Below are 25,367 nucleotides of genomic sequence, written 5' to 3' on the forward strand. Positions count from 1 at the left end.
AGCTTAGTGCATTATCAATTCATTTGGGCTTGACTAACTGTACTTGTTATTTTTTCAATAGTGAATCTATCAGCGAGAGGCTGTTTTCATCCTTTTTGAAGACAGTCTCTTTATTATCAGCAGTGAAAGGTAAAATTCTATACTTCCAACCGACTTATCTTTTATCTTATCAAAAAAACTAGATCCAACATAATAATTTTTTCCAAGCCATACCTGTTATTTTATTATCATGAAGTACAATACTTTCCATAAATTAATTATAATATAGCGGAATCCAAACATATACTTGAATATCTACAAAATTGTCCGTAGTTTTTGTATCTTAAATACAAAAACTACGGACAATTTTATTATCTTTCGCTCCAAAAATTATTATATTTCCTCATTCAGCTTCCATATATCCTGATTGTATTGGGCGATGGTGCTGTCAGAAGAAAAATATCCTGCCTTGCTGATATTAACCAACATTTTATAAGCCCAGTTTAACCGGTCTTCATAATCATTATAGGCCATTTCCCTTACCCTTACGTATTCTTTAAAATCAAGCAGGGCCATAAACCAATCCTTATTCAGAATTTCTTTATAAAGTCTTACAAGATTTTCTTCCTTGCCAATGGATAACATCTGGTCACTGATAATAAAGTCCAAAGCATTTTTGATATCTTTATCTTTTTGATAATATTTTTTTGAAATATAATCTGCATTTTCATAATGTTCGATAACCTGATCACTGGTTTCTCCAAACAGATAAATGTTATCCTCTCCGACTAATTCACTGATTTCAACATTAGCACCGTCAAGCGTTCCCAGAGTCACGGCTCCGTTTAACATAAATTTCATATTACCGGTACCGCTGGCTTCCTTGGAAGCTAAGGAAATCTGCTCCGAAATATCACAAGCCGGTATCAGCACTTCCGCTTTCGATACATTATAATCTTCCACCATTACAACCCTAAGATAAGGACTCACCTCCGTATCATTGTTGATTAACTCCTGCAGGCAGAGAATCAGGTGAATGATGTCTTTTGCAATAATATAGGCCGGCGCAGCTTTCGCCCCGAAAATAACCGTAATCGGCCTAACCGGCAGTTTTCCCTGCTTAATTTCATGATATTTATAAATGACATATAAGGCATTCATCTGCTGGCGTTTATATTCGTGAAGACGTTTGATTTGAATATCAAAAATAGAATTTTCATCTATCACAACTCCCTGATTTTTATATAGCCAGTCTTTTAATTTTAATTTATTAATATATTTAATATCCAAAAGCTTATGAAGAACTGGTTCCTCTTCACTAAAATCCATCAGTTTTTCTAATTCCATAGCATCCGTATGGAATCCATTCCCGATCAGACTTTCAATATAGGAAGTAAGGTCACGGTTGCAGTGTAACAGCCAACGCCTGAATGTAATACCATTGGTCTTATTATTAAATTTCTCAGGATAAATTTCATAAAACTGGTTTAATTCCGAGGATTTTAAGATCTCCGTATGCAGCGCGGCCACTCCGTTTACGCTGAAACCGTAATGAATATCCATAGAAGCCATATGCACCCTATCCTGGTTATCGATAATAACCACATCTTCCTCTCCGAATTTTCTCCTTACCCTGTTATCCAGTACTTCGATAATTGGCACCAGCTGTGGAACCACTTTCTTTAAATAATCAATCGGCCATTTTTCCAGGGCTTCGGCAAGAATGGTATGGTTTGTATAGGCGCAGGTTTTTGATACAATTTCAATTGCTTCGTCCAAACTGATTCCCTGTTTCATCAGTAAACGGATGAGTTCCGGAATCACCATACTGGGATGGGTATCATTTATCTGTATTACCGCATATTCATACAAATCGTGAAGATTGCTTCCCCTTCTTTTGGATTCTTCCAAAATATACTGTGCTCCGCAGCTTACCATAAAATACTGCTGGTAAATACGCAGCTGCTGCCCGGCTTCATCACTGTCGTCCGGATATAAAAACAGAGTAAGATTTCGTTTAATATCCTCTTTATCAAAATCAATCCCCTCCTCTACCAGGCTTTCATCCACCAGTTCCGTATCAAATAAATGAAGTTTATTGGTTCGATTCTGATACCCTATAACATCAATATCATATAGGATGGATTTTACTTTAAACCCGCCGAATTCTACTTCATAGGTATGATTCTTTTTCGTCAGCCAGCTGGTTTTCTCAATCCACGGATTTTTCTCCTCTTTTTGAAGATTATCCTCAAACTGCTGTTTGAATAACCCAAAATGATAATTAAGTCCGATTCCGTCGCCTGCCAGACCAAGGCTTGCTATGGAATCCAGGAAACAGGCTGCCAAACGTCCAAGGCCTCCATTACCCAAAGACGGTTCCGGTTCCGCTTCTTCTATTTCCGATAAACTCTGCCCGTGGGAAGCCAGTAATTCCTTAATATCTTCGTATATTCCTAAATTAATCAGGTTATTGGATAACAGCTTACCAATTAAAAATTCCGCTGATATATAATAAAGTTTGCGTTTATCTCCTGTTACCTCCCTGCCTACCGCAAGCCTCTTCACCATTCCCAGCAATCCGTAGAGTAATTGCTTCTTAGTACACTGCTCTATGGTTTTACCATATTGCTGTTCCAGAAGTTTGTTTAGAATTCTTGCAGGATCCTTGGTTCTTGTACTAACTTTACTGCTTTCACCGGTCCGGCTGCTCTTAACTACTGCTTCTTTAAGAAATTCCACCTGTCTGTTTAATCTATCCAGACTGTCTAATTTCCAAACCCAGTTAGGGCCTCCTAAGGTACCGGGAGTATTAAGGCGTCCTTCATTACCTAATTCCAGGATATCCTGAACAGGTATGATTGCTATATCGGCGATGTTATCCAAAGTATACCGGATAAATCTGTGGGAAATGGAACCGTTATCATATCCTAAGGAATACAATTCCAGATCTGTCTCATTCTGTACCTGCCCGGGTTGGTTTTCGAACCATCCCAGTATGGTTTCATTGTCATGGGTTCCGGTATAAACTATCATGTTTTCCCTATCCACGAAGTTGTTATTACCCTCCAACGGATCAAAGGTAAATTGTATAATTTTCATTCCCTTCAAACCATAACAATCCCTTAATTTATATACTTCCGGTCTCATATCCCCTAAGTCTTCCGCTACGATATTAATATCCGGAAAGGTTTCATAGAGCAAATCAAATAATTCATAACCGGGAGCTTCCACCCATTCTCCTTCCATTGCAGTATCACAGGTAACAGGTATCTTCCAGTAAGTATCAAAAGCCCGGAAATGATCAATACGGATAATGTCAAACAGTTTGGCATTATAACCGATACGGTTTAGCCAAAAACGAAATCCGTTTTCTTTCATGTACTCCCAGTTGTAGATAGGATTTCCCCATCTCTGGCCGGTACGGCTGAAATAATCCGGCGGTACTCCTGCAATAAAGATCGGGTGTCCATCCTTGTCTAATAGGAAATCTTCCTGATCTCCCCACACATCCAATGAATCGATTCCAACATAAAAAGGAATATCGCCCATAATCTTAATTCCCAAATCATTGGCATATTGCTTTAATGCAATCCACTGACGGTAAAATTCATACTGAATAAACATTTCATAACGGATATCTTCTTCATAGATACTTTCGTCAAAAAGTCGATCCGTTATCCAGTTTTTATGTTCTTCCTGCCATTCATTCCAGCATTTCATTTGATTTTTTTTCTTAAAGGTAAGATAAACCGCATATAAGTAAACCCATTCCTGGCATGCAAATTCTTCATATTCCTGATCCGGAACAAAGTTTAAAAACGCAGCCTTTAAATATTTTTCTTTATAACTTCTTACTTCCTGATAGCTGATTTTTATACTTCCTTTTCGGAAAGACGGCGGTATCTCTTCTAAAAGCCCTTCTTCATATAACCTGACTAAATCAATGTATAATTCATCCCCTGCAAAGGAAGAATAGGGCTGATAAGGCGATTCCCCGTAACCCAATGGATTTAAAGGCAGAATCTGCCATATTCTCATATTACTTTTTTTCAAAATATCAACAAACTGATAGCTGTACTTTCCAAAATCCCCTACTCCATAATCGGAAGGAAGGGAAGCTACCGGCATTAGTACTCCTGCTTCTCTCATATTAATAACCATACCTTTCTCACAACCTGCAAACTTTGAATCGCAGGCACATATTATCTCTTTCCGGATTATCACACCATAATTATATATTTCCATAAATATGCTGTTTAAATAAATTTTTTACCCTGCCTCCTATAGCATAAACCCTGCCTGAAGTTCCGGTAATGCCATAGTCAAAGGGGAAATTCTTATATCTGCTGCACAACTTGCTAATAACCTTAATATCTGCTACCCAGGTATTTCAGTCGGAATATGAATTCCGAATATAAAGCTAAGTCCAGTCCCCGCCTCTTACGCTGTGCTGTGAAATGGGGACTTACTTGTAAGGTTAAAATACGTATGCTACGGTTTCTCACATAAACAGAATATATTACCTGGTTTCTTAAGTTAATATCCGTATTTTCAGCCATATTATTCCTTGTATGATGTATTTGTAATTAAATACATCGATACTCTCCTTTCATTTCAACTTTGTTATTAAGCAATTGCGAAACTCTACTATTGTATCTATATACCATGCAATTAATACAATTTCAGAGCTGAATCTTGCCCAGAGGGCAACTGAAGCTATGAAGTTCGTTTTATTGTATGGTATATTCGAAAAACTATATAGTTTCGCAATTACCTACAACTTTGTTATAACCAATAGTAACACTGTGGACTTTTTATTTTATTCTATAGCTTTGACTATTTAACTAATGATTACAGCGGATTACAAATATTACTGAAACATGTTTTCTTCCATCGGCAATAAACGGAGGGAAACCGGTTTCCTTAATGAGAGAAAAAATTATATGAATACCTATCCTTATTTCTGAATGATATCCATATAATTTATTTTGCACACCTCATAAGGCATCTCAATATGCTGCCCTGTTCCTCCATCCAATAGTTTTTTTAGCTCATCAAAAGCCTGTTTTGACTTTTTAAAAAAGTCCTGTTTTACTGTGTTCATTGCCATTTTCGTATATCCCATAAGAGGTATACCGTCAAAGCCGCATACCGGCCTGAAAATATCCATCTCCGTAAGGGCGAATACTGCTCCTATTGCCATCATATCCGAAGCACATACAATAATATCAACCTTTTTTGCCCATCCAAAAATAATTTCCCTGGCTTTATACTCATTAAAATCACCATATTTTATGATTAGCTCAAAGGGAATCTCCTGGTTAAGTTTCTTTATAGCCTCCAGTCTTTGATTGGTAATGTAACTTCCTCTGCCCCTGCAATGTATAATACTTTTCGTTTGAACTCATTTTCTTCGATGGTCTTTTTCGCCACATCATACTGTGCTGCAAAATGATCTATGGATACGGAGGATGTTTTTTCATTCACTATGGGGGAATCCACTAAAACACAATAAAACTCCTGTTTTTCTATTAATTTAACTAAGTTCTGATTCTCTATGGATAAATTATAAATAATCAGACAATTTATCCTTTGGGATTTTAAATACGAGCTCACCTGTTTTGTTGTCATACCGTCAAACTGGGAACTAAAAAAAGTAACTACATCAATCTGATATTCTTTTGACTTTTCAAATGCACCGGTTAAATACTGCATATCTATTTCATCAATAAACTGACTGTTATGCCGGATATCAACGATAAGGCCAATCCTGTTAAATTCCTTTTTGGAAAGTGAAACTGCTACGGAATTCGGTACATAACCCAGTTCCAACACTGCCGCCTCGACCTTAGCTTTGGTCTTCTCACTCACTAATTGATAATTATTTAAAACTTTTGATACCGTCGATTTAGCTACTCCGGCTTTTTTCGCCACGTCATTTATGGATGCCATATTATTTACTCCCTTACAGAAACCGGTTTCTATATTCTTATCATATTACCATTATTTCTCATTGTCAATGATTTTTTTTAATGTTCCTTGCAATACTCATAAGCGTATTCTCTGGCAGTTTTTCCATTGCTATCAACATGAATATATTTCGGTCTTATTTGTTCTATAAGCCCTATGTTTGCTATATATTACATTATTTATTTTTTCTTGATGCAAATAATTCTCCCTGCACTTTCCATGTAGTTCCATCCTGTGTTCTTATGTTCCGCCAATGAAAAGAGCTTTCAGTAATCTCTGAAAATATCCATTTCATTTTCTTTGTGGATATTTCAGTTAAAACAATTGTTTCTCCGTCTTCTCTTGCTTCAAGGCGAGTCGCCTCACCTGAACATCCATAAAAAATATCCCATGCATGGCTATCAGGGTTATATATCCTAATCGTCGTACCGTATTCCGCATCCGGCTGATTACTATTTATCCGCTCCTCGCGGGAAGGACAAATAAAGATATCCTGAACAGCCGTTCCTTCTAATACCCATGAAAAAATCCATTCACCTTTTATATGCCTTTCTTTCTCTGTCCCGTGATTGTCTATCCATTCAAAATCCCACTCACCTATCAATGGTCCGAAGAAGTTGTAAGCGTCCGGTATACTATTACTTTTTGATTTACAGATTAAAGCTTCAGCAAATTCTCTCATTAATCTGACCTCCTGTTTTTCTTTATCATACCATATGTTTTATGACAGCTATATGTCGTAGTTTGATAAAAATTTTGAGGCAGTTTCAATTAATTTTTGTCTATAATATTCCGGCTCAATAATTTTAACTTTATCTCCCATGCTAAGCAGCAATGCCTGCCACAATCGTTCATTAGGCGGAACATGTAAATTCATTATATAATGACCCTCTTCAAATGCCACTCTTTCTTCTTGCGGAAAATATTCTTCGAGAATACTAATACTGTCTTTATGACACCAAACTTTAATATTTTCACAAGTTTGCATATATTCGTTATCATTCAGTCGCAAGAGTTCTTCTATATCGGCATCATTGCAAAATTTTGTATCCGTTGCTTCCAGATTCTGCATTCTGGCTATTTTGAAAGAACGATAATCCCTTTTACTTAAATCAAAGCCAAATAAATACCACCCATACCATTGAAATCTTAGTGCCAAGGGTTGGACATTTCTATGTGACAATATACCACTTACATTCTTATAGTCAAAATTGATCTGAGTCATATCATTTATTGAATGTTCTATCAATTTATTATTTTCCTGAACCTTGTTGTCTTCCCTGGAGACACTATAATCTAAAAATACATTTTGTGCATATCCGCCGTTTAAAGCCAGGTATTTATCTATAATGTGCTCCAATTGCCTGCTCCCATAACCTGTATTAAGGCTTTTCAGTGCCATAATAATTATCTTGTAATCATCTCTTTTTATAAACTGGTTCTCTAATTTATAGCTGGATAAAATCGAATACCCTCCACTGCTGCCGGTATTAGAAACAATAGGGACTCCCGCCATTGAAATACTTTCCATATCTCTTTGAATTGTTCTGATCGATACTTCAAACTTTTCAGCAAGTTGTTTTGCCGTCAATGTTTCTTTATTTAATAAGCTTATGATTATCCCTAATAATCTATCAATTTTCATATTTTGCTTACCTCTTCAAAATCCTCTGCAAGGGTATATCTTCTACATCAAAGCTGCCAAGATATGTTATCATTCAAAAATTTTCAAATAATAAAGATATACTCTTATTATACCAAAAATCAGCGGAATTTGTAAGGATAAATCGTCTGCAAACATTACATCTCCTGTTACAAAGCGGCATCTTCCTTTACTATTATGTGCGCTTATTTGATTGAATTAATTTTCATATAAAAAAAGTCAAAAGTATGATAAATACTTAGAAGACCCGGAAGATACCGGGAATAAACCGTAAGAAACACGCTTTGCGGGTTTCTTCGGTTCCCGTGCACGTTCGAATTATTGCATGCAGGCTTACTAATTCTCACTTTGCTTTCATCATGATTCCTCTTTTGGCTTTCCCCTCTAATATATTCTGGCATACCAGTTTTGAAATACCGGGAAAATCTACCGGTTCATTGCTGTAACAACCAAAATCAGCAACTTTAAAACCAAGTTTATCAGGATCCTCCAGCAATTTTAACTTTAATTCATAACCTGCATGATCACTGCATGGCTGCTACTGCGGCAACAAATGGCGTGTGAAAAAGAAACTGCAGAGCAGTTTCTTTTTCACACCTTAATATCTGCCTTTAAACCTAACAATTCTTTGTTCTCATCGAGAATCGGCTTAATTACTTCACCGATAAACTCTTCCACCTGCTCTTTGGAACGACCGGTATATTTAGCCGGATCCATGGTTTTCTTTAATTCTTCCAAAGACATATTAAAAGATGGATCCGCTGCAATTAACTCTAATAAGTTATTATCCAGGCCGTTTTCTTTTACATTTCTTCCGGCTTCCATGGATAAGGTTCTGATTTTTTCATGGAGTTCCTGTCTGTCTCCGCCAAGTTTTACCGCATCCATCATGATATTTTCCGTAGCCATAAAAGGAAGCTCTGCCATAAGATGTTTTTCAATAACCTTTGGATATACAACCAGGCCGTCAACAACATTCAAATATAAATCCAGAATTCCGTCCACAGCAAGAAAAGCTTCCGGAATACTGATACGTTTATTTGCAGAATCATCCAAGGTTCTTTCAAACCACTGGGTGGCGGAAGTAATGGCAGGATTCATTACATCCGTTAACACATAATTAGAAAGGGATGCAATTCTTTCACTTCTCATAGGATTACGCTTATATGCCATTGCAGAGGAACCAATCTGATTTTTCTCAAATGGTTCTTCGATTTCTTTTAAATGCTGGAGTAGACGGATATCATTGGAAAATTTATGGGCACTGGCAGCAATTCCGGCAAGTACATTTACAACTCTCATATCCACTTTACGGGAATAGGTCTGACCGGATACCGGGAAACATCCTGTGTAACCCATTTTTTCCGCTATCATTTCATCCAGTTTTTTAATTCTTTCGTGATCCCCGTCAAATAATTCCAAGAAGCTTGCCTGCGTTCCTGTAGTTCCCTTGGAACCCAATAGACGCATGCTGTCAATTAGATATACTAAATCATCATAATCCAGCTTTAACTCCATTAACCATAAAGCAGCTCTTTTCCCCACCGTTGTGGGCTGGGCAGGCTGAAAGTGAGTAAATGCAAGGGTGGGAAGTCCCTTATATTCCATTGCAAATTTAGAAAGTTCATCCATTACATTAATAAGTTTCTTTTTAATTAGCTTCAGAGCCTCGGTCATTACAATAATGTCAGTATTATCACCTACATAACAGGAAGTTGCTCCTAAATGGATGATTCCTTTTGCCTTAGGGCATTGCACACCATAAGCATAAACGTGGGACATAACATCGTGACGTACCAATGCTTCCCTTTCCTTTGCCACCTCATAGTTTATATCATCTTTAAACTTCTTTAATTCTTCTATCTGTTCCTCGGTAATATTTAAACCCAGCTCTTTTTCCGATTCCGCTAAAGCAATCCATAACTTTCTCCAGGTCCTGAATTTCATATCCGGTGAAAAGATGTACTGCATATCCTTACTGGCATAACGTTCGGATAAAGGACTGACATATTTATCGTAACTCATAATTTCCTCCTGATTTCCCTAATATTCCCATTCAATATCTAATTAATGTAATCTTCCTATCGGTTTATAAATATTGCTATTTTAACTAAATTAATCTTAACAATCTGGAATTTATAATTTCCTTTTGATACTGAACGTCAACTAATTCATATATTTCATTCTACCAGTATAGAGCATACAAGCTCAGTAAACAAGAGGTTTATTTTATCTGGCATAAATTTTTATTATAACTTGTATTGTAGCTTTCTTATGATTAATAAATCTATTATGATTATTTTTCTATATTGTTTCTGATTTGTTTCCTGATATTTTAATTCCATTGTCTCAAACAGGTTGCTTACCAATTCATTAGCCCGGACTATCTCTCATACTCTCCGCGGATATCGTCTTTTGGTGGTTCAATGGGATAATTACCGCTAAAGCATGCGTCACAGTAACCGGTATCACCTTTAATTAGTTCGCTTAAACGGTCTACAGACAAGTAACCCAGAGAATCGGCTCCTATCATATCCCGTATCTGTTCCACCGTATTATTATGGGCAATTAACTGGTCGTCGGAGGGCACATCGGTTCCAAAATAACAAGGATATAAAAACGGCGGTGAACTGATCCGTACATGTACTTCGGTGGCACCTGCATTTTTTAACATCCTTACAATTCTCTCACAGGTTGTTCCCCGGACTATGGAATCATCAATCATAATAACACGTTTTCCTTTAACAACATCCTTTAAAACATTGAGCTTAATACGGACGCTGGATTCCCTCATGGATTGTTTCGGTTTTATGAAAGTTCTGCCCACATAACTGTTTTTAACAAAAGCGGTAGCATACTGGATACCGGATTCAAAGGAATAACCCATGGCTGCGGCATTGCCCGAATCAGGCACTCCGACAACCAGATCCGCTTCCACCGGATAGGTCTGGGCTAAAATTCTGCCTGCCATAATTCTTGAATTGTATACACTTACCGTATCCAGACAGCTGTCCGGTCTTGCAAAATAAATATATTCAAATATACATTTGGAGATTTTAGGCTGAGCCATGGACATATCGGAGTGGATTCCATCTTTATTAATCATAACAACTTCGCCCGGCAAAACATCACGGACAAATTCCGCATCCACCGCGTCCAAGGCAGAGCTTTCGGATGCCAATACATAGGTATTGTCCCTTTTGCCGATGCATAAAGGGCGGAAGCCAAAAGGGTCACGGGCTCCGATTAATTTTCTGGGGCTCATGATTACCAGGGAATACGCACCTTTCAATTTTAACATAGCTTTTCCGACTGCTTCCTCTACACTACCTGTCTGTAACCGTTCTCTCGCAATCAGGTAAGCAATAACTTCCGAGTCAATGGTAGTCTGGAAAATAGCTCCGGTATAAGCTAACTGGTCTTTTAATTCCAAGACATTGATTAAATTGCCGTTATGGGCAAGACCTAACGTTCCTTTTACATAATTTAAAACCAGCGGCTGGGTATTTTCTCTGTTACTTGCCCCTGCAGTAGAGTAACGAACATGCCCCACACCAATATTTCCTTTTAATTCCTCTAAACTCTCCGGGGTAAAAACTTCATTTACCAAACCCATACCTTTACAGGACTTCACACTTCCTTTGGGACCATTGGTATCACTTACCGCTATACCACAGCTTTCCTGACCTCTGTGCTGCAGTGCAAATAAACCGTAATATATAGAAGAAGCCACATCATTGCCGTCTAAATCATAGATACCAAAGACACCGCACTCTTCATGTATTTCATCTGAAATATAGTTATCTACATTATTACTATTATTCATCGTTAATTCCTTTCTATTAATACTTCCTTAAGGTAATTGCGACACTCACATATTGTATCTATATGCCATGCAATTAATACAATTTCAGAGCTGAATCTTGCCAGGAGAGCAACTGAAGCTAGAAACAAGTATCAATTGTATGGTATAATCAAAAAACTTCATAGTTTCGCAATTGCCTAAATACTTCCTTAATTAGAATTGTCACTCTAATAGTTAAAAATGTATCAATTACCTTTTATGGTTGAAAAATGGACAATAAGTTAACTATTGTCCATTTCCTGTAAATCGAAACCGTCTGAGCTGGACAGGCGGTGTAATTTATTATTATTTAGAAAGACCAAGGCGTTTTAATACTTCTTTATAAGCATCTTCTACATTACCCATATCTCTTCTGAAGCGGTCTTTGTCTAATTTTTCATGTGTTTTGATATCCCAGAGCCTGCAGGTATCCGGAGAGATTTCATCTGCTAATATAACTTCTCCTTTATATCTGCCAAATTCGATTTTAAAATCGATTAATTCAATTCCGCATTCTGCAAAATATTTACAAAGTACTTCATTTACTTTAAACGTAAGTTCCGTAATACGGTCGATTTCTTCTCTGGTAGCTGCTCCAATGGCAATGGCATAATAATCATTGATCATGGGATCCCCTAGGTCATCATTTTTATAACTGAATTCCAATGTCGGGCATAATAATTTAACGCCTTCCTCCATACCAAGCTTTTTGGCAAAACTTCCCGCGGAAACATTACGCACAATTACTTCTAGAGGAACAATTTCAACTTTCTTTACTGCGGTTTCCCTGTCACTTAATTCTTCAATAAAATGCGTGGGTACTCCTTCTTTCTCAAGCAACTGGAATATGTGGTTGGACATCCGGTTATTAATAACACCTTTTCCTACGATGGTTCCCTTTTTTAAGCCGTTAAAAGCTGTTGCATCATCCTTATAATCAACAATATATATGTCATCATTATCTGTTTTGAATACCTTTTTGGCTTTTCCTTCATAAAGCATGTCTAATTTTTTCATGTTTGGCTCCTATCTGCGTGTATGTCACGCCACATTCAATCCCCTTTGATTTCTTTGCTTGAAAAGTAAATCAAATATTGTTACTTTGAAGTAGTGTAATTCGTCTGTAACTTACACTTCTATTATAGCGAACCTGGAAAGTTTGGCAATATGTTTTTATTAGATAATGAGGAATCACCATTATTTTCTCCTAATCATTTTAATAAGCACCGCTTATAAATTCCCTTTTTGTATTATTAATTGCAATAAATAAAGGTTTTTTGGAATTATAAAATGTGTTTCACCTGAACTTATTTTTTAGCTAAGGAAATCGGGTTTCTAGATATTTTTATTGTTTCTATTTTTTAAAGATTCTTTAACCATATTTTCCAGCTGCTGCAGAAAATCTATGATTTCACAGATAATTATGGATTTCTTGCTCATCTTAATATTTAGATCCGACAGCTTACTACCAAATGAATGAACAAGATCTGATATGGAATTAACGCCTTTAGCAGCTCCATTAATTTCCTTACTTGTATTTTCGATACCTGAAATAATCTGTTTGCTGAAGTCTTTGACCTCATCCGTACACTGTGTTACCTGAATAAAGTTCTCCTGTACATTTTTGGCTGATTGCAGATTATTAAGTATAGCTGCTTTGGAAATCTCAATTTCCTCCCTTAAAACATCAATACTTTGGTGCAGCAGTTTAACACTTTCATCAATCCCTTTTACCATATTCGTTGTAGATGCAGACAATTCCCTGATTCGGTCGGCAACTACGGAAAATCCCCTGCCTGCTTCTCCGGCTCTGGCAGCTTCAATGGAAGCATTTAATGCCAGCAGATTGGTACTGGTAGCAATTCCTGTAATACCTTTGGACATTTCCTCAATATTACCAAAATCCTTTTCTAAGGTTGTAAAGGCTTCCGTTATGGAATTTAGTTTACCGCAGGTTCCCTCTATCTGGTCTGCCAATTTATCCATTTTGCTGTCAGCTTCTTTTACCGCCTGGTCGGAGCGAATCATAATACCGCCGATTTGATTGGCATATTCACTGAAAGCGTTAAAATCCTGGTTTAAGTGATCAATCATTTCATTGATATGGCTGATCTCCGAAAAAGTATCATTAATATAACTAAAACTTTGGGATACGGAAGCTTCTTCATCCATAAATTCTTCCACTTTATTTTCTATATGTAAAATACCGTAATTAATATACTTATCAAAATTATAGTCTTCCTGTACGGGCAGCTCTTTCTCCTCCATATCAGTTAACGGCTCCACGCCATTCTTTTTCTTAAATAACTTCATCCTGGCACCTCCTGTTATTCCAATACTGCTATAACCATAGTCTGATTAAAATGCTGCTGATTTAACTGTTCCCCATATCCGGCAAATCCTATGTAATTTCCGATAGAATTACCCATCTGTTTAGCAAAGTCATTTAAATAACCATCTTTCTCAAATAAAATAGAGCGTGCGAGACAATTTACCATGATAGAAAGGGACGGCTTTGGTACTTCTGCTTTTATTTGCTTTGCTGTTTGTTTAATTACTTCTTTATAATCATCCGGTTCCAGTAAAACCATCTTTGAATTATTGTAAACTCTGGCATGATAAGCCATACCGTTCTGATTAGTTACCATTTGGTTCGCGGTAATATACATATCGCTGCCGATAATCCTGCCTAAGGGATAACTGTCAAGATATTTATCCAGATGGGAGACATCCGTATTTAATGCCTTTGCCATAACTTCTGCCGCAGGTTTATAATCATATTCATATACAATGCGGTTCCTTACATCCACCTTCGTTGAGGTAAAATAATGTTCTGTCGGTTTATAGATATTTTCCCTGTAAAACCTGATTCCGCCCTGAAGATTTTTTATTATTACAAAGGCGCAGGCTTTATCCATTACGACTCCGTTAAAGGATATCATTGTCTTCTCCGCCATACCCCTGTCTCCCGCCGAACCGCCGAATAACGGGATTTTTTTCTTCATAAGCACTGAATTCAAGGTGGACAATATTAACTCTTCACTGCTGATTAAAGCAGTGGAAAATTCCAGACAAACCATATTAGCATAATTACTGAATTTATTTACACAAGTTTCTACCCTGTCAACATATTTCAACGGATACTTATCCACTTCTTCCAACACATCTCCATAACACTCGATTCCGTCTTCAATCCCCAATACCATCAGAGTCTCTTTATAAGCTCCCTCCTTACAAAATCCCGCAAAAGTGGTCGCTCCCATAATAATACTATCCGGAAAGGTAAGCTTCAGCTCCCTGGTATAGTCTTCAAATCCATCCACTCCGGAAAAAAACAAGACTAGTTTAGGATTTATTAAACCTGCTGCTGCTTCCGATACAGCCTGCCTGGAATCCTTTTGTGAGCTTTTTCCTATTTTGTAATCCATACATTCACCTTTGTACAATACCTTTCTTTGAGTTTATATTATATTAGTATAATTAATGAAAAAAGAGTATTTCCAGCCTAACGGAAATGCTCCCCTGATTTATTCTATAAAATCATCTTTACTGTCATCCCTCAACAGTATATAAAATTAACTGCAGCAAAAACATTGTTACAATTTTAACATGGTCAGGAATATTTTACAAGTAAAATTACTATAAAATTTATATTATATAAATTTTACATATTAGACTAATTTAAAGTATAAACTAGCCAGAAGTAAGTCTGTTTTAGTTAATGGAAAAAATGGAATATGGAGTAAATCAGAAAATAATTAAAAAGGTTTTAGAGTATACGAAACAGACAGTCTAAATTGAGTAAAATTAGACTGCCTGTTTTAAGTGTCTGATTATTTGCTTTTCTTAAGAATCATCTCCAGTTCATTTATGGAAAAATGATATTTTGTATTACAAAAATGACAATTCACTTCAATTGGTTCATTATCTTCTATCATTTCCTGGATATCTTTCTTACCAATGCTGATAATCGCTTTTTCTACTCTTTCCTTGGAACAGTTGCAGGTAAAAGCTGTCGGCATGGTATCCAATATTTCCAGGTTAAATTCACCTAAAATATGTTCCAGAATCATCTCCGGAGTTAAATCGTCGTCTAACAGATTCGTAATAGATGAAATTTCATTAATCTTTTGCTCCAGTTTATCAATGATTTCGTCCTCAGCAAAAGGCATAAGCTGTATAATAAAACCTCCGGACCGTTTCACCGTATTATCTTTATTCATTAAAACTCCCAGCGCAACGGAAGAGGGTATCTGTTCTGAAGTTGCATAATAATAAGTAATGTCTTCCGCAATCTCTCCTGATACCAGCTCAGTCTGGCCTACATACGGATCTTTTAGCGCCATATCCTTAATCACACTAAGGACACCGGCTCCCAATGCACCTCCCACATCCAGTTTACCGATTGGACTTGGCGGCAGCATAACCGTCGGATCATAAACATAACCCTTTACATTGGCATTGGCATCTGCTGTTACGGTTAAACCCTGAATAGGGCCGTTACATTTAATCTGCAGGGTAAGCAGGTCATTGGAACCTTTCATCATACTTCCCATCATTGCCCCGGCTGTTAATAACCTTCCCAATGCTGCTGTTGCAACCGGACTTGTATTATGAACACTTCTGGCATATTCGGCTAAATCTCTGGTAGTCGCCGCAAACGCACGAATCTGGTTGTTTGCCGCAGTTGCTCTAACTATATAATCAGACATCTTAAAGCTCCTTTCATTATTCATTGATTTTAGGTTATTGCGAAACTACCTATTCACTGATATATTTCTTATTTTCCTGATATTTTTCTCTTGCTATAAAATAAACACGCTCACTCTTATCGGTCGGTTTATTCTTTGTAAATGCGTCGTAAACCGTAATGAATTCCAAACCTGCCCGGTTTATTAATTCTTTCACTTTATCGATAGAATAAGCTTTTTGATAATGGGTTTCCTGAAAACGCTCAAATAGCTGGGCAGCATTATATTCTTCTATTACTTCATCTTCCTCTGTCTCGTCTTCTACTGCTTCGTCTTCAATTTCTTCATCATCCTCTATGAGTGTATTGTACTCATTTTTAACAAATATGGTCATGTTGTATTCATTTATTTTATTTTCTTCATGAAAATAATTTTCCCATATAAAGCTGCAATTATCCCTGTTTTCTGCAATCGTGTTGTCTGCAAGAATAGTTTTATATTTATATTCCGTATTCATATCAAATATAAAAATACCGCCTGGGTCCAGATAATTATTCACCAGCTTGAAAACTTTTAGCAGATCCTCTTCTGAAGTAATATAATTCATACTGTCACAAATACTCACCACGGCCCCAACGGTTCCATATAATTCAAATTCCCGCATATCCTGCTGTAAATACAGAATAGGATTTTTAACCGTCTGGAATGACTCAGATTTATAGTCAGAATTATCGGTATTAACCACTAATTCATCCGCGATATTTTCTATATTAACATTCTGAGAAATAATACCATCCATTTCATAAAAATCCTCGTATTCTTTCTCTCTTGCAATTTCTAACATTTCATCAGAGATATCAACACCTATCATATCATATCCTTTTGCAGAAAGGCGCCTTGTAATATTACCTGTACCGCAGCCAAGCTCCAAAACCAGTCCGTTTTCCACACCATATTCATATAACAGACTTGTCAGATAATCCGTCCATTCGTCATAAGGTACATTGTCCATAAATATATCATATACCTGTGCAAATCCGCTGTATGCCTGCATCATTCACTCACTTTCCGAGAGCCGCTCTCCTGATCCGTACAGCTCACAACTTCAGAATATTTGATAGAACCGCCAAATAAGTCCAGGGCACTTCCTATGGTTACATCCAGCTTGTCCTTTCCTAATTCCTTTAGTAAATTTAAATCTTCCAAACTACTCACTCCGCCTGCATATGTTATAGGAATTTTATTCCATCTCCCAAGAAGCTCCACTAATTCTGTTTCAATCCCCGAAGCTTTTCCTTCCACATCCACCGCATGAACTAAAAACTCATCACAGAATTCGGATAAGGTATCCAGGGTATCCTGATTCACGACAACATCGGTAAACTTCTGCCAACGGTCTGTTACTATATAATATTCCCCGTTTCTTTTCCTGCAGCTTAAATCCAGGACCAGTTTCTCTTTACCAACCGTACTCACCAGTTTATTTAAATTATCAAAGTTTATCTTCCCGCCTTTAAATACATAAGAAGTTACGATAACATGAGAAGCCCCCTGCTCTATAAAGGATACGGCATTTTCCTCCGTAATTCCTCCTCCGATCTGCATTCCTTGCGGGAATTCCTTTAATGCCTTTTTTGCCTGGTTACAATCCTGTATATAATAATCTGTTCCAATGGGATTCAATAGAATTATATGGCCGCCTGATAAATTATCTTTTTTATATAGAGCTGCATAAAAACCCGCATCCTGTTCTGACACGAAATTTTCTACCGCTTTGCTGTTCTGATCGGATAAACTTCCTCCAACAATCTGTTTTACTTTGCCATTATGAATATCGATGCATGGTCTGAATTTCATACCTTTTCCCTGCCTTATGCCAAAATTAGGATTATATCTTAACATACTTAACCCAGATGTGCAAGGTGTTCCAAGCTTACTGTTTAAATCATGAAAAATGTTGTACTGTATTTATATAGTAAAAAAACAACCAACTAGTATTCGGTTGGTTGTTAATATGATTATACTTATTTTATTTTCTAATATTTCTATTCACCCTTTGCAACATTCTGAATAGATTCTTCTAACTTCAGTTTAAATTCGTATAATACACTATCTTTAGCTGCTGCTTTTTCATATTTCATATTAACACTATTAATTAATTTCATTACGTCTTCTGATTCTTGTGTTTCATTAATATAATTTTCAGTATTCTTATCGATTTCTCCAAAATAAATATATGGTTTTCCCTTATCATTTGTTTTGACATAAAATCTATCCAAACCAGGTGCGAGGGTTTCAATATTATTAAATTTTACTTCTTGGTATGCATACACTATAAATGTGCCTTCTTCTAATGCTTTCTTAGTGTAGCAAGCTAAGTTTTTATAATCATCTATATATTTAGTTCTTCTAGAATTATCTTCCATGTCAATTAAGTTAGAATCATTTACTAAAGGTTTAAAATTATCTATGTCATTCTTAAGCTTAGCAACATAATATTTACCAATTAATTTATTAATCTCATTATAAGCATCTTTTTCTAATACATTTGTGGCCACTGCTTCAGATATAATATCGACTTCTGGAGTTACTGATGGCGTTACAGTTGGTAAATATTTTGACTGTACATCATTTTCTTCAGATATTTTAGCTGCTTCTGAAATATTCTTAACACTGGTTTGGGATTTTGCAAAGTCTGTTGGTAAACCATTTGGTTTATAATTGATAGAGAATGTAACCATTCCAATACCCATTGTACTCATACTAACTATTATAATCATTTTTTTATATTTTAGTTTCATAAATATCTCCTTTTTTGTACATATGACTATTGTAAAAATTATGTAATTAATTATAACAAACTAAAATTAAAAAAACAATAATTTAATTTTTATTGTATCTATGACGCAATGTTAATTGGTTAATAAAAAACAATTCAGTAGATTTATTAACTAAAAATAGACCTTACTAGATTATCTGTATAAAACAATTTTGGATGGGAACAGATTATAATATATTAAATAATGCTTGCTTTGCTTATTCTATAATTGCTATGTTTTGCTCAACTTTAAGTTTTGAATAAAAACATAAAAAGACCTGATATTTGACAAATCAGATCAGCGTTTTGTACGCTTGCCTAATTCACTAAATATCAGGTCCATATATAAATCTAACAGAAAATTAATTTCTATGTAGATTTGTTTTATTAAGAAATACTAATTTATAAATCAGTTTTTTATTCTGCAATCTTATCGAACATATCCTTTAAGGTTGGATATAATTCTTTAAATACATCGTATTTTTTATTATATAATTTAACAACTTCTTTATCCTGTTCCGTAGTTTCAATTACTTTGATAAGCTTACCGGCTGCTTCTTCCACCGTAGCATATTTACCGCAGCCAACTGCTGCTAAAATTGCTGCTCCAAATGCCGGGCCTTCTTCGCTGTTGATTTTATCTACTTTTACATCCAGGACATTTGCTATTATTTTACACCATAAAGGACTCTTAGCTCCGCCGCCGTTAATTCTGATACGTTCTATGGAAACACCTAACTTTTTGGTGATTTCAAAGGAATCACGAAGGGCAAATGCTACCCCTTCCAATACAGCCTGAGTCATGTCGGCACGGCTTGTATCCATTGTCATACCGATAAAGGTACCTCTGGCATTGGGGTTATTATGAGGTGTTCTCTCACCCATAAGGTAAGGCAGGAAGTAAACGTTATTTTCACCGAGTTTCTTAATGTCGGCCTGTTCTTTGCCGTATTCTTTCGTAGCAATGATATCATCCATCCACCATTTATTCGAAGCCGCTGCTGACAGCATAACTCCCATAAAGTGGTACTTGCCGTCTGCATGGGCAAATACATGCAGGGCATTCTTTTCTACATCCGCATACTCTTTACTTGCGATAAATACAACGCCGGAGGTTCCAAGGGATACGTTACACATACCATGTCCAACAGTTCCGGTACCTACTGCAGCCACTGCCTGGTCTCCGCCGCCTGCGATTACTTTTACTGTCTCAGGAAGACCTAATTCCTCTGCAACTTCTTTCTTCATTGTACCAACCACTTGATAGCTTTCAAATATTTGGGCTAATTGTTCTTCTTTTAAGCCGATAATTTCAAGCATTTCCTTGGACCAGCATTTGTGCTTAACATCTAATAATAACATACCGGAAGCATCGGAAACATCCGTACAATGAACACCGGATAAACGATATGCGGCATAATCTTTTGGAAGCATAACTTTTTTAATCCTAGCGAAGTTATCCGGTTCATGTTTTTTCACCCATAAAAGTTTCGGTGCGGTAAAACCGGTGAGAGCCATATTACCGGTATATGCTGAAATCTTTTCTACTCCGATTTCATTATTCAGGTAATCACATTCAGCCTGGGTACGTCCGTCATTCCAAAGAATAGCAGGACGAATTACCTTATCCTTTTCATCTAAGATAACCATACCATGCATCTGTCCGCTGAAGCTGATACCGTCAACAGTTGACTTATCACAGTCCTTCGTTAATTCCTTAATACCATCCATTAACGCAGAATACCAATCTTCCGGATTCTGTTCTGACCAGCCCGTTTGCGGGTAAAATATCGGATATTCTCTGGTTACAATACTTTTAATATCTCCGTTTTCATCCATTAATAATAATTTAACGGAAGTTGTTCCTAAATCAACGCCAATGTATAACATAAATACCTCTTTCCCGGATATTCCCTCGTGAATTTCCGTATACTTGAAGTTGAAAAATTAATATTTCAACTTATCTCTCCTGATTTTTAATGATATCTGTAATTTGATTTCTTATTTATTCTTATTCGGGTATCAAAAACCGCTTAAACAGAATTTGATACCCGGATCTTTTATTTCGTTTCCAGAATGTATTGGTTTAATATTGATTCCAGTAATTCCTGCCTTCCGGATACATTAGGTGTAATGCCGTTTTTCATGGCATATGCTTCTAATTCCTTAAAACCAACTTTACCCTCCACAATATCTTTACCAATGCCTTCCTTATAACTTGCGTAACGGTTGCTGATAAAGTTTTCGAATACTTTATCTTCGATTAACTTAGCTGCAACTTTTAATCCTCTTGCGAAAGCGTCCATTCCTGCTATATATGCATAGAACAAATCGATTTCTTCAAAGGATGCCCGTCTGACCTTGGAGTCAAAGTTAAGACCTCCTTTTGTGAATCCGCCGGCTAAAAGAATTTCATACATGGCTAAAGTCGTATCATAAATATTGGTTGGGAATTGATCGGTATCCCATCCAAGATTTAAGTCACCCTGGTTGGCATCAACACTTCCAAGTACACCGTTAATGCGGCTCTGATTTAATTCATGCTGGAACGTATGCATAGCCAGTGTTGCGTGATTTGCTTCTATATTTAATTTAAATTTATCGATTAAATTATATTTTCTAAGGAAAGAAAGTACCGTAGCTGCGTCCGTATCATATTGATGTTTGGTTGGTTCCTTGGGTTTTGGTTCGATTAAAAACTGTCCGGTAAAGCCGATTTCTTCTGCGTAGTCACATGCCATTTTAAGTAATCTGGCCAGATTATCAAGTTCAAGTCCTGTATCGGTATTCAATAAGGTTTCGTATCCTTCTCTTCCGCCCCAGAATACGTAATTTTCACCGCCCAGTTCCTTTGTAACTTCCATTGCTTTTTTAATCTGTGCCGCAGCATAAGCAAATACGGTTGCATTGCAGGATGTTCCGGCACCATGAACAAAGCGTGGATTACTGAAAGCATTGGTAGTACCCCATAAGCATTTGATTCCGGTACGGGCCATTTCTTCTTTAATCACTGCCACGATTTCATCCAGCCTAGCATTTGTTTCTGCCAGGTCTTTTCCTTCGGGAGCAATATCTCTGTCATGGAAACAGAAAAAAGGAATCTGTGCTTTTTCCATAAATTCAAATGCAGCATGTACTCTTGCTTTAGCAACTTCCATAGGGCATTCCGCATTATCCCATGGTCTGAACATAGTACCTACTCCAAATGGGTCATTCCCCATGTAAGTAAATGTATGCCAATAGGACATTGCAAATCTTAATTGATCTTTCATGGTTTTACCCATAACAATTTCATCAGGATTGTAATACTTAAAGGCTAACGGATTTTTGCTTTCCGGTCCTTCGTAATTGATTTTTCCTACTCCTTCAAAATAAGCCATATGATTCAACCTCCTATATATAGTTTTTTGACTGAACTAATGTTGATAATTACAATATAACAACATTTTTTCCCTTTGTCAAGGGATAATATCAACAGATATTATCCCAGAACCGAAGGCAGTGAGTGCAGATAAACGCTGTGAAGCTGCGCATACCATGGGCGCTTGCGGACAAGGAACATTGTTCTTCCCCAGACCCCTTTTCAACCAATTATTTTTATGTTATGATTGAATTAAAATTTTCACTAGTACATCCTTGCATAAGTTTCACTTAAATTCAGTGCCGGATATTTACACTGGAGCAAGGCAGAGGAATGAAGCGTAGCGGTTCCTACGCCGACTGACGGCAAAGCAGCTCCAATGTAAATAGCGAATGGTGATTTAAGCAAAATCTATGCAAGGCTGTGCTAATTATGACAAAATCATTGCTGTCATAGATAAGGATGGATAACATGATTACAGGAAGCAAGGAACTTATTCGTGACATAAACAGTACTTTAGTATTAGAGACTATCATTAACACAAAGCCAATCTCAAGAGCTGCCATATCCAAAAAACTCGGGCTTACAAAAGCTACTATTTCAACGATTGTACAGGATCTGATTAATAAAGACCTGGTAATTGAAATAGGCAGCGATGATACGGATCTTGGGAGGAAACCCATTTTGCTTAGCTTTAATAAGAAAGCCGGTTATGTCATCAGCATCGATATCGGTGTTGAAACGATTTCTGCATTACTTACGGATCTGGAAGGAGAAGATTGCAGCTTAAAACAAATCAAAACACCAAAAGCCAATGAGAATATTGTGCAGGTACTAAGCAGTCTGATAGAATCCATGAAACCGGCGGGTATGGATACAACTTATGGTTTGGTAGGTATCTCGCTTGGAATTCATGGTGTTGTATATCATAATAAAGTATCCTTTACTCCTTATTATGATCTTGCCGGGATTGATTTAGCGGATGAATTGGAACAACATTTTCATACACCTATATTTTTACAAAATGAAGCAAATCTATCCGTATTGGGTGAAAAAACTTTTATGTTTGATTATCCCAATATAGCCAATATCAGCGTTCATTCCGGTATTGGTTTAGGATTATTAATAAATAACTCTCTGTATACCGGTTATAACGGCCGCGCCGGCGAGTTCGGCCACACCATTGTTGAAGTTGACGGAAAAGAATGTCCCTGCGGTAATCACGGGTGTCTGGAACAATATGTTTCCGAACGTGCATTATTAAGGGAATTTGCAAAGCGAAAAGGGTTAGCCGATGTTGATTTTGAGATTTTATCTTCCATGTATCAGACAGGGGATAAAGATGCCATTTATATTATTGATAAATTTATAAAATATATGTCTGTGTGTATCAACAATGTACTTAATGCCTATAACCCGGATATTGTAATTATCAACAGTTCCTTTACCAACTTCTTTCCGGGGTTAACGAAATTAATCGAGCAATCCTTAAGCAGCAGGATGAACAGTGTAACCCATATCGTGCCCTCCGCCTTACAGGACTCTTCCATTCTCCTGGGCGGAATCAGTGTTGTAATTAAAAATTTTCTTGCTATCGGTACATTAAAATTACAGAATAATGAACTTTTTTAACAGGTTATAAATTTTGAATATACGGAAGAAAATCTAAAAACAAAGAAAGTCATTGACAGAGCAACCTCTGGTATCAAACATTGATACCGGTATTCGGGATTCTGCCATGACTTTCTTTAATATTTATCATTTCTTTGATTTTAAAATTATAATATTTCTTCTTTGTTTCGTATTATCTTAATTGCCTGCTGTAAATTAGCAATATTCACCGTCTGGAATTCTCCCCCGTATTCACCGTCAATGGACCAGGGCACCATTTCTTCCGATGTCAATAATATTTCTTTTACCGGAAATGAGAATATGTGGTCACTGTTTAAGTTTCCTTTCAGCAGGTCATTTATAATACTTTGAAAATCCATTACATTTTGCGGCATTTTAATAAATATTCCTTCAAACTGGCCGTCATCCAACTGCACATCTTTACCGGTAAGCCCTTTAATCCCGCCGACAGATATGGAATTAGCCACCATACCATAGATGAAATTATCATTAATTACCCGGTCACCACAGGTTATTTCCATATGATAGGACTTCCAATTGGGTAAACGCTTTACACCCTCCAGAATATATGCCAATTTACCAAGCATATTCTTAGTAGTCTGCGGTGTTTCATAAGAAGCATCCGTAAAGAGGCCAAACGCCGCAGTATATGTAAAGTATTCCCCATTAATGATACCAACATCACAAGGAAATTCTTCTCCGGTTAATACTACTTTAGCCGCTTTGGGCAGGTTTTTGGGCAGCTTTAGATTATACGCAAAATCATTAGTAGTTCCTGATGGTATATAACCAATGCATATATTCTGCTCACTGTGCATGATTCCACCAATTACTTCATTTAAGGTTCCATCACCACCGGAGCATACAACCAGGTCGTATGTCTCACGGCTTAAGCAATCCATTACAATATTCTTAGCATCCTTCCTGCCGGTTGTAGCATAGATAACTACCTCATAATCACCTTTCACAAAATATTCGATGATACTCGACAACCAGTTTTTTATTTTACTCTTTCCGGCAAGTGGATTATAGATAAACAAAAGTTTCTTTTTCATTATTGTTTATTTATCCCCTCCATCTGCATTTGCTTTTTTCTCTTTGTCATAATACCGCCAATCCGCCCGGTTTCCTTAGCGGAAAGGGATTTCCAGCCATCACTTATTACTTTATCTAAAAGTCCAAGCTCTGTTGCTATTTCATATTTTAATTTTTCATCCGGATTTAAATCACTTAAATTTATATTGTTAGTTTCTGATTTCTTTTTACTCATATTATTATACACCCTTTCTAGATTTTAACAAGGGACTGCTTTCATTACAATTTATCTCTCGTAGTGAAACAGTCCCTTTGTTTAATATTCTATATAAAGTGTAGCCTTACTATATTTATTTCATACCTTTACCATA

General features: G+C 36.6%; 19 protein-coding genes and 1 pseudogene. 1 reads left to right on the top strand and 19 read right to left on the bottom strand.

Annotated elements, in window-relative coordinates; translation table 11 throughout:
* Window positions 1-372: 372 nt before the first annotated feature.
* The 17 genes and pseudogenes from malQ to xylA all read right to left on the bottom strand — a co-directional run bounded on the left by malQ (window position 373) and on the right by xylA (window position 22,348).
* Window positions 373-4,227: a 4-alpha-glucanotransferase gene (gene malQ, locus Ana3638_RS25970; RefSeq protein WP_330587801.1), complete on the bottom strand. Its 3,855-nt coding sequence runs from the start codon at window positions 4,225-4,227 to the stop codon at window positions 373-375.
* 712 nt (window positions 4,228-4,939) lie between these two features.
* Complete coding sequence (locus Ana3638_RS24835; protein WP_246240687.1) at window positions 4,940-5,188, bottom strand: type 1 periplasmic-binding domain-containing protein; 249 nt, start codon at window positions 5,186-5,188, stop codon at window positions 4,940-4,942.
* A gap of 125 nt (window positions 5,189-5,313) precedes the next feature.
* Window positions 5,314-5,934: a LacI family DNA-binding transcriptional regulator gene (locus Ana3638_RS24840; protein WP_246240690.1), complete on the bottom strand. Its 621-nt coding sequence runs from the start codon at window positions 5,932-5,934 to the stop codon at window positions 5,314-5,316.
* Between the two features lie 193 nt (window positions 5,935-6,127).
* Window positions 6,128-6,634, bottom strand: a complete 507-nt coding sequence (locus Ana3638_RS01535; RefSeq protein ID WP_161836403.1) for a hypothetical protein — start codon at window positions 6,632-6,634, stop codon at window positions 6,128-6,130.
* Between the two features lie 48 nt (window positions 6,635-6,682).
* A complete protein-coding gene (locus Ana3638_RS01540) occupies window positions 6,683-7,597 on the bottom strand; it encodes a helix-turn-helix transcriptional regulator (RefSeq protein WP_161836404.1) in 915 nt (304 codons plus the stop codon).
* Window positions 7,598-7,958: 361 nt separating this feature from the next.
* Window positions 7,959-8,132, bottom strand: a pseudogene (locus Ana3638_RS01545) (RpiB/LacA/LacB family sugar-phosphate isomerase); the annotation flags it as partial.
* Between the two features lie 74 nt (window positions 8,133-8,206).
* Window positions 8,207-9,640 (bottom strand): adenylosuccinate lyase, encoded by a 1,434-nt coding sequence (gene purB / locus Ana3638_RS01550; protein WP_161836406.1) that lies wholly within the window; start codon window positions 9,638-9,640, stop codon window positions 8,207-8,209.
* Window positions 9,641-9,998: 358 nt separating this feature from the next.
* On the bottom strand, window positions 9,999-11,441 hold the full coding sequence (purF, locus tag Ana3638_RS01555) for an amidophosphoribosyltransferase (RefSeq protein ID WP_161836407.1): 1,443 nt from the start codon (window positions 11,439-11,441) through the stop codon (window positions 9,999-10,001).
* Between the two features lie 324 nt (window positions 11,442-11,765).
* The gene (purC, locus tag Ana3638_RS01560) at window positions 11,766-12,476 is read right to left on the bottom strand and encodes a phosphoribosylaminoimidazolesuccinocarboxamide synthase (RefSeq protein WP_161836408.1); all 711 of its coding nucleotides are present in this window, start codon (window positions 12,474-12,476) and stop codon (window positions 11,766-11,768) included.
* Window positions 12,477-12,794: 318 nt separating this feature from the next.
* Window positions 12,795-13,772 carry a methyl-accepting chemotaxis protein gene (locus Ana3638_RS01565; RefSeq protein ID WP_161836410.1) on the bottom strand — a complete coding sequence of 326 codons (978 nt, stop codon included), beginning with the start codon at window positions 13,770-13,772 and terminating at the stop codon, window positions 12,795-12,797.
* 14 nt (window positions 13,773-13,786) lie between these two features.
* Entirely contained in the window at window positions 13,787-14,887 is a 1,101-nt protein-coding gene (locus Ana3638_RS01570) for an FIST signal transduction protein (protein ID WP_161836412.1), read from the bottom strand.
* A gap of 405 nt (window positions 14,888-15,292) precedes the next feature.
* On the bottom strand, window positions 15,293-16,171 hold the full coding sequence (hslO, locus tag Ana3638_RS01575) for an Hsp33 family molecular chaperone HslO (RefSeq protein WP_161836414.1): 879 nt from the start codon (window positions 16,169-16,171) through the stop codon (window positions 15,293-15,295).
* A 49-nt stretch (window positions 16,172-16,220) separates the two neighbouring features.
* Window positions 16,221-17,204: a class I SAM-dependent DNA methyltransferase gene (locus Ana3638_RS01580; RefSeq protein WP_161840396.1), complete on the bottom strand. Its 984-nt coding sequence runs from the start codon at window positions 17,202-17,204 to the stop codon at window positions 16,221-16,223.
* Window positions 17,204-18,007 carry a phosphoribosylformimino-5-aminoimidazole carboxamide ribotide isomerase gene (hisA, locus tag Ana3638_RS01585; RefSeq protein ID WP_161836416.1) on the bottom strand — a complete coding sequence of 268 codons (804 nt, stop codon included), beginning with the start codon at window positions 18,005-18,007 and terminating at the stop codon, window positions 17,204-17,206. The genes Ana3638_RS01580 and hisA overlap by 1 nt, the downstream gene beginning before the upstream one ends.
* A gap of 188 nt (window positions 18,008-18,195) precedes the next feature.
* A complete protein-coding gene (locus Ana3638_RS01590; protein ID WP_161836418.1) occupies window positions 18,196-18,951 on the bottom strand; it encodes a hypothetical protein in 756 nt (251 codons plus the stop codon).
* Window positions 18,952-19,385: 434 nt separating this feature from the next.
* Window positions 19,386-20,858 carry a xylulokinase gene (gene xylB, locus Ana3638_RS01595; protein ID WP_161836420.1) on the bottom strand — a complete coding sequence of 491 codons (1,473 nt, stop codon included), beginning with the start codon at window positions 20,856-20,858 and terminating at the stop codon, window positions 19,386-19,388.
* A gap of 170 nt (window positions 20,859-21,028) precedes the next feature.
* On the bottom strand, window positions 21,029-22,348 hold the full coding sequence (gene xylA, locus Ana3638_RS01600) for a xylose isomerase (RefSeq protein ID WP_161836422.1): 1,320 nt from the start codon (window positions 22,346-22,348) through the stop codon (window positions 21,029-21,031).
* Between the two features lie 452 nt (window positions 22,349-22,800).
* Here xylA and Ana3638_RS01605 point away from each other — a divergent pair, with 452 nt between their 5' ends.
* The gene (locus tag Ana3638_RS01605; protein ID WP_161836424.1) at window positions 22,801-23,961 is read left to right on the top strand and encodes an ROK family transcriptional regulator; all 1,161 of its coding nucleotides are present in this window, start codon (window positions 22,801-22,803) and stop codon (window positions 23,959-23,961) included.
* A 146-nt stretch (window positions 23,962-24,107) separates the two neighbouring features.
* Here the strand turns inward: Ana3638_RS01605 and Ana3638_RS01610 are convergent, their stop codons facing one another.
* Together Ana3638_RS01610 and Ana3638_RS01615 are read right to left on the bottom strand one after the other, a co-directional pair.
* Window positions 24,108-25,016, bottom strand: coding sequence for a diacylglycerol/lipid kinase family protein (locus tag Ana3638_RS01610; protein WP_246240693.1), 909 nt, complete (start codon window positions 25,014-25,016; stop codon window positions 24,108-24,110).
* Window positions 25,016-25,231, bottom strand: coding sequence for a small, acid-soluble spore protein, alpha/beta type (locus Ana3638_RS01615; protein WP_161836426.1), 216 nt, complete (start codon window positions 25,229-25,231; stop codon window positions 25,016-25,018). Before Ana3638_RS01615 ends, Ana3638_RS01610 begins: the two co-directional genes overlap by 1 nt.
* Between the last annotated feature and the right edge of the window lie 136 nt (window positions 25,232-25,367).

It is taken from the genome of Anaerocolumna sedimenticola (genome assembly GCF_009931695.1).
GTDB classification, from domain to species: domain Bacteria; phylum Bacillota; class Clostridia; order Lachnospirales; family Lachnospiraceae; genus Anaerocolumna; species Anaerocolumna sedimenticola.

Coding starts and splice junctions, on each gene's coding strand:
- Ana3638_RS01610 (WP_246240693.1), bottom strand. CDS start 25,016: ATGAAAAAGAAACTTTTGTTTATCTATAATCCACTTGCCGGAAAGAGT.
- purF (WP_161836407.1), bottom strand. CDS start 11,441: ATGAATAATAGTAATAATGTAGATAACTATATTTCAGATGAAATACAT.
- purB (WP_161836406.1), bottom strand. CDS start 9,640: ATGAGTTACGATAAATATGTCAGTCCTTTATCCGAACGTTATGCCAGT.
- xylB (WP_161836420.1), bottom strand. CDS start 20,858: ATGTTATACATTGGCGTTGATTTAGGAACAACTTCCGTTAAATTATTA.
- Ana3638_RS24835 (WP_246240687.1), bottom strand. CDS start 5,188: ATGATGGCAATAGGAGCAGTATTCGCCCTTACGGAGATGGATATTTTC.
- Ana3638_RS01615 (WP_161836426.1), bottom strand. CDS start 25,231: ATGAGTAAAAAGAAATCAGAAACTAACAATATAAATTTAAGTGATTTA.
- Ana3638_RS01590 (WP_161836418.1), bottom strand. CDS start 18,951: ATGAAACTAAAATATAAAAAAATGATTATAATAGTTAGTATGAGTACA.
- Ana3638_RS24840 (WP_246240690.1), bottom strand. CDS start 5,934: ATGGCATCCATAAATGACGTGGCGAAAAAAGCCGGAGTAGCTAAATCG.
- Ana3638_RS01540 (WP_161836404.1), bottom strand. CDS start 7,597: ATGAAAATTGATAGATTATTAGGGATAATCATAAGCTTATTAAATAAA.
- malQ (WP_330587801.1), bottom strand. CDS start 4,227: ATGGAAATATATAATTATGGTGTGATAATCCGGAAAGAGATAATATGT.
- Ana3638_RS01580 (WP_161840396.1), bottom strand. CDS start 17,204: ATGCAGGCATACAGCGGATTTGCACAGGTATATGATATATTTATGGAC.
- hslO (WP_161836414.1), bottom strand. CDS start 16,171: ATGTCTGATTATATAGTTAGAGCAACTGCGGCAAACAACCAGATTCGT.
- Ana3638_RS01605 (WP_161836424.1), top strand. CDS start 22,801: ATGATTACAGGAAGCAAGGAACTTATTCGTGACATAAACAGTACTTTA.
- xylA (WP_161836422.1), bottom strand. CDS start 22,348: ATGGCTTATTTTGAAGGAGTAGGAAAAATCAATTACGAAGGACCGGAA.
- Ana3638_RS01570 (WP_161836412.1), bottom strand. CDS start 14,887: ATGGATTACAAAATAGGAAAAAGCTCACAAAAGGATTCCAGGCAGGCT.
- Ana3638_RS01535 (WP_161836403.1), bottom strand. CDS start 6,634: ATGAGAGAATTTGCTGAAGCTTTAATCTGTAAATCAAAAAGTAATAGT.
- Ana3638_RS01565 (WP_161836410.1), bottom strand. CDS start 13,772: ATGAAGTTATTTAAGAAAAAGAATGGCGTGGAGCCGTTAACTGATATG.
- hisA (WP_161836416.1), bottom strand. CDS start 18,007: ATGAAATTCAGACCATGCATCGATATTCATAATGGCAAAGTAAAACAG.
- purC (WP_161836408.1), bottom strand. CDS start 12,476: ATGAAAAAATTAGACATGCTTTATGAAGGAAAAGCCAAAAAGGTATTC.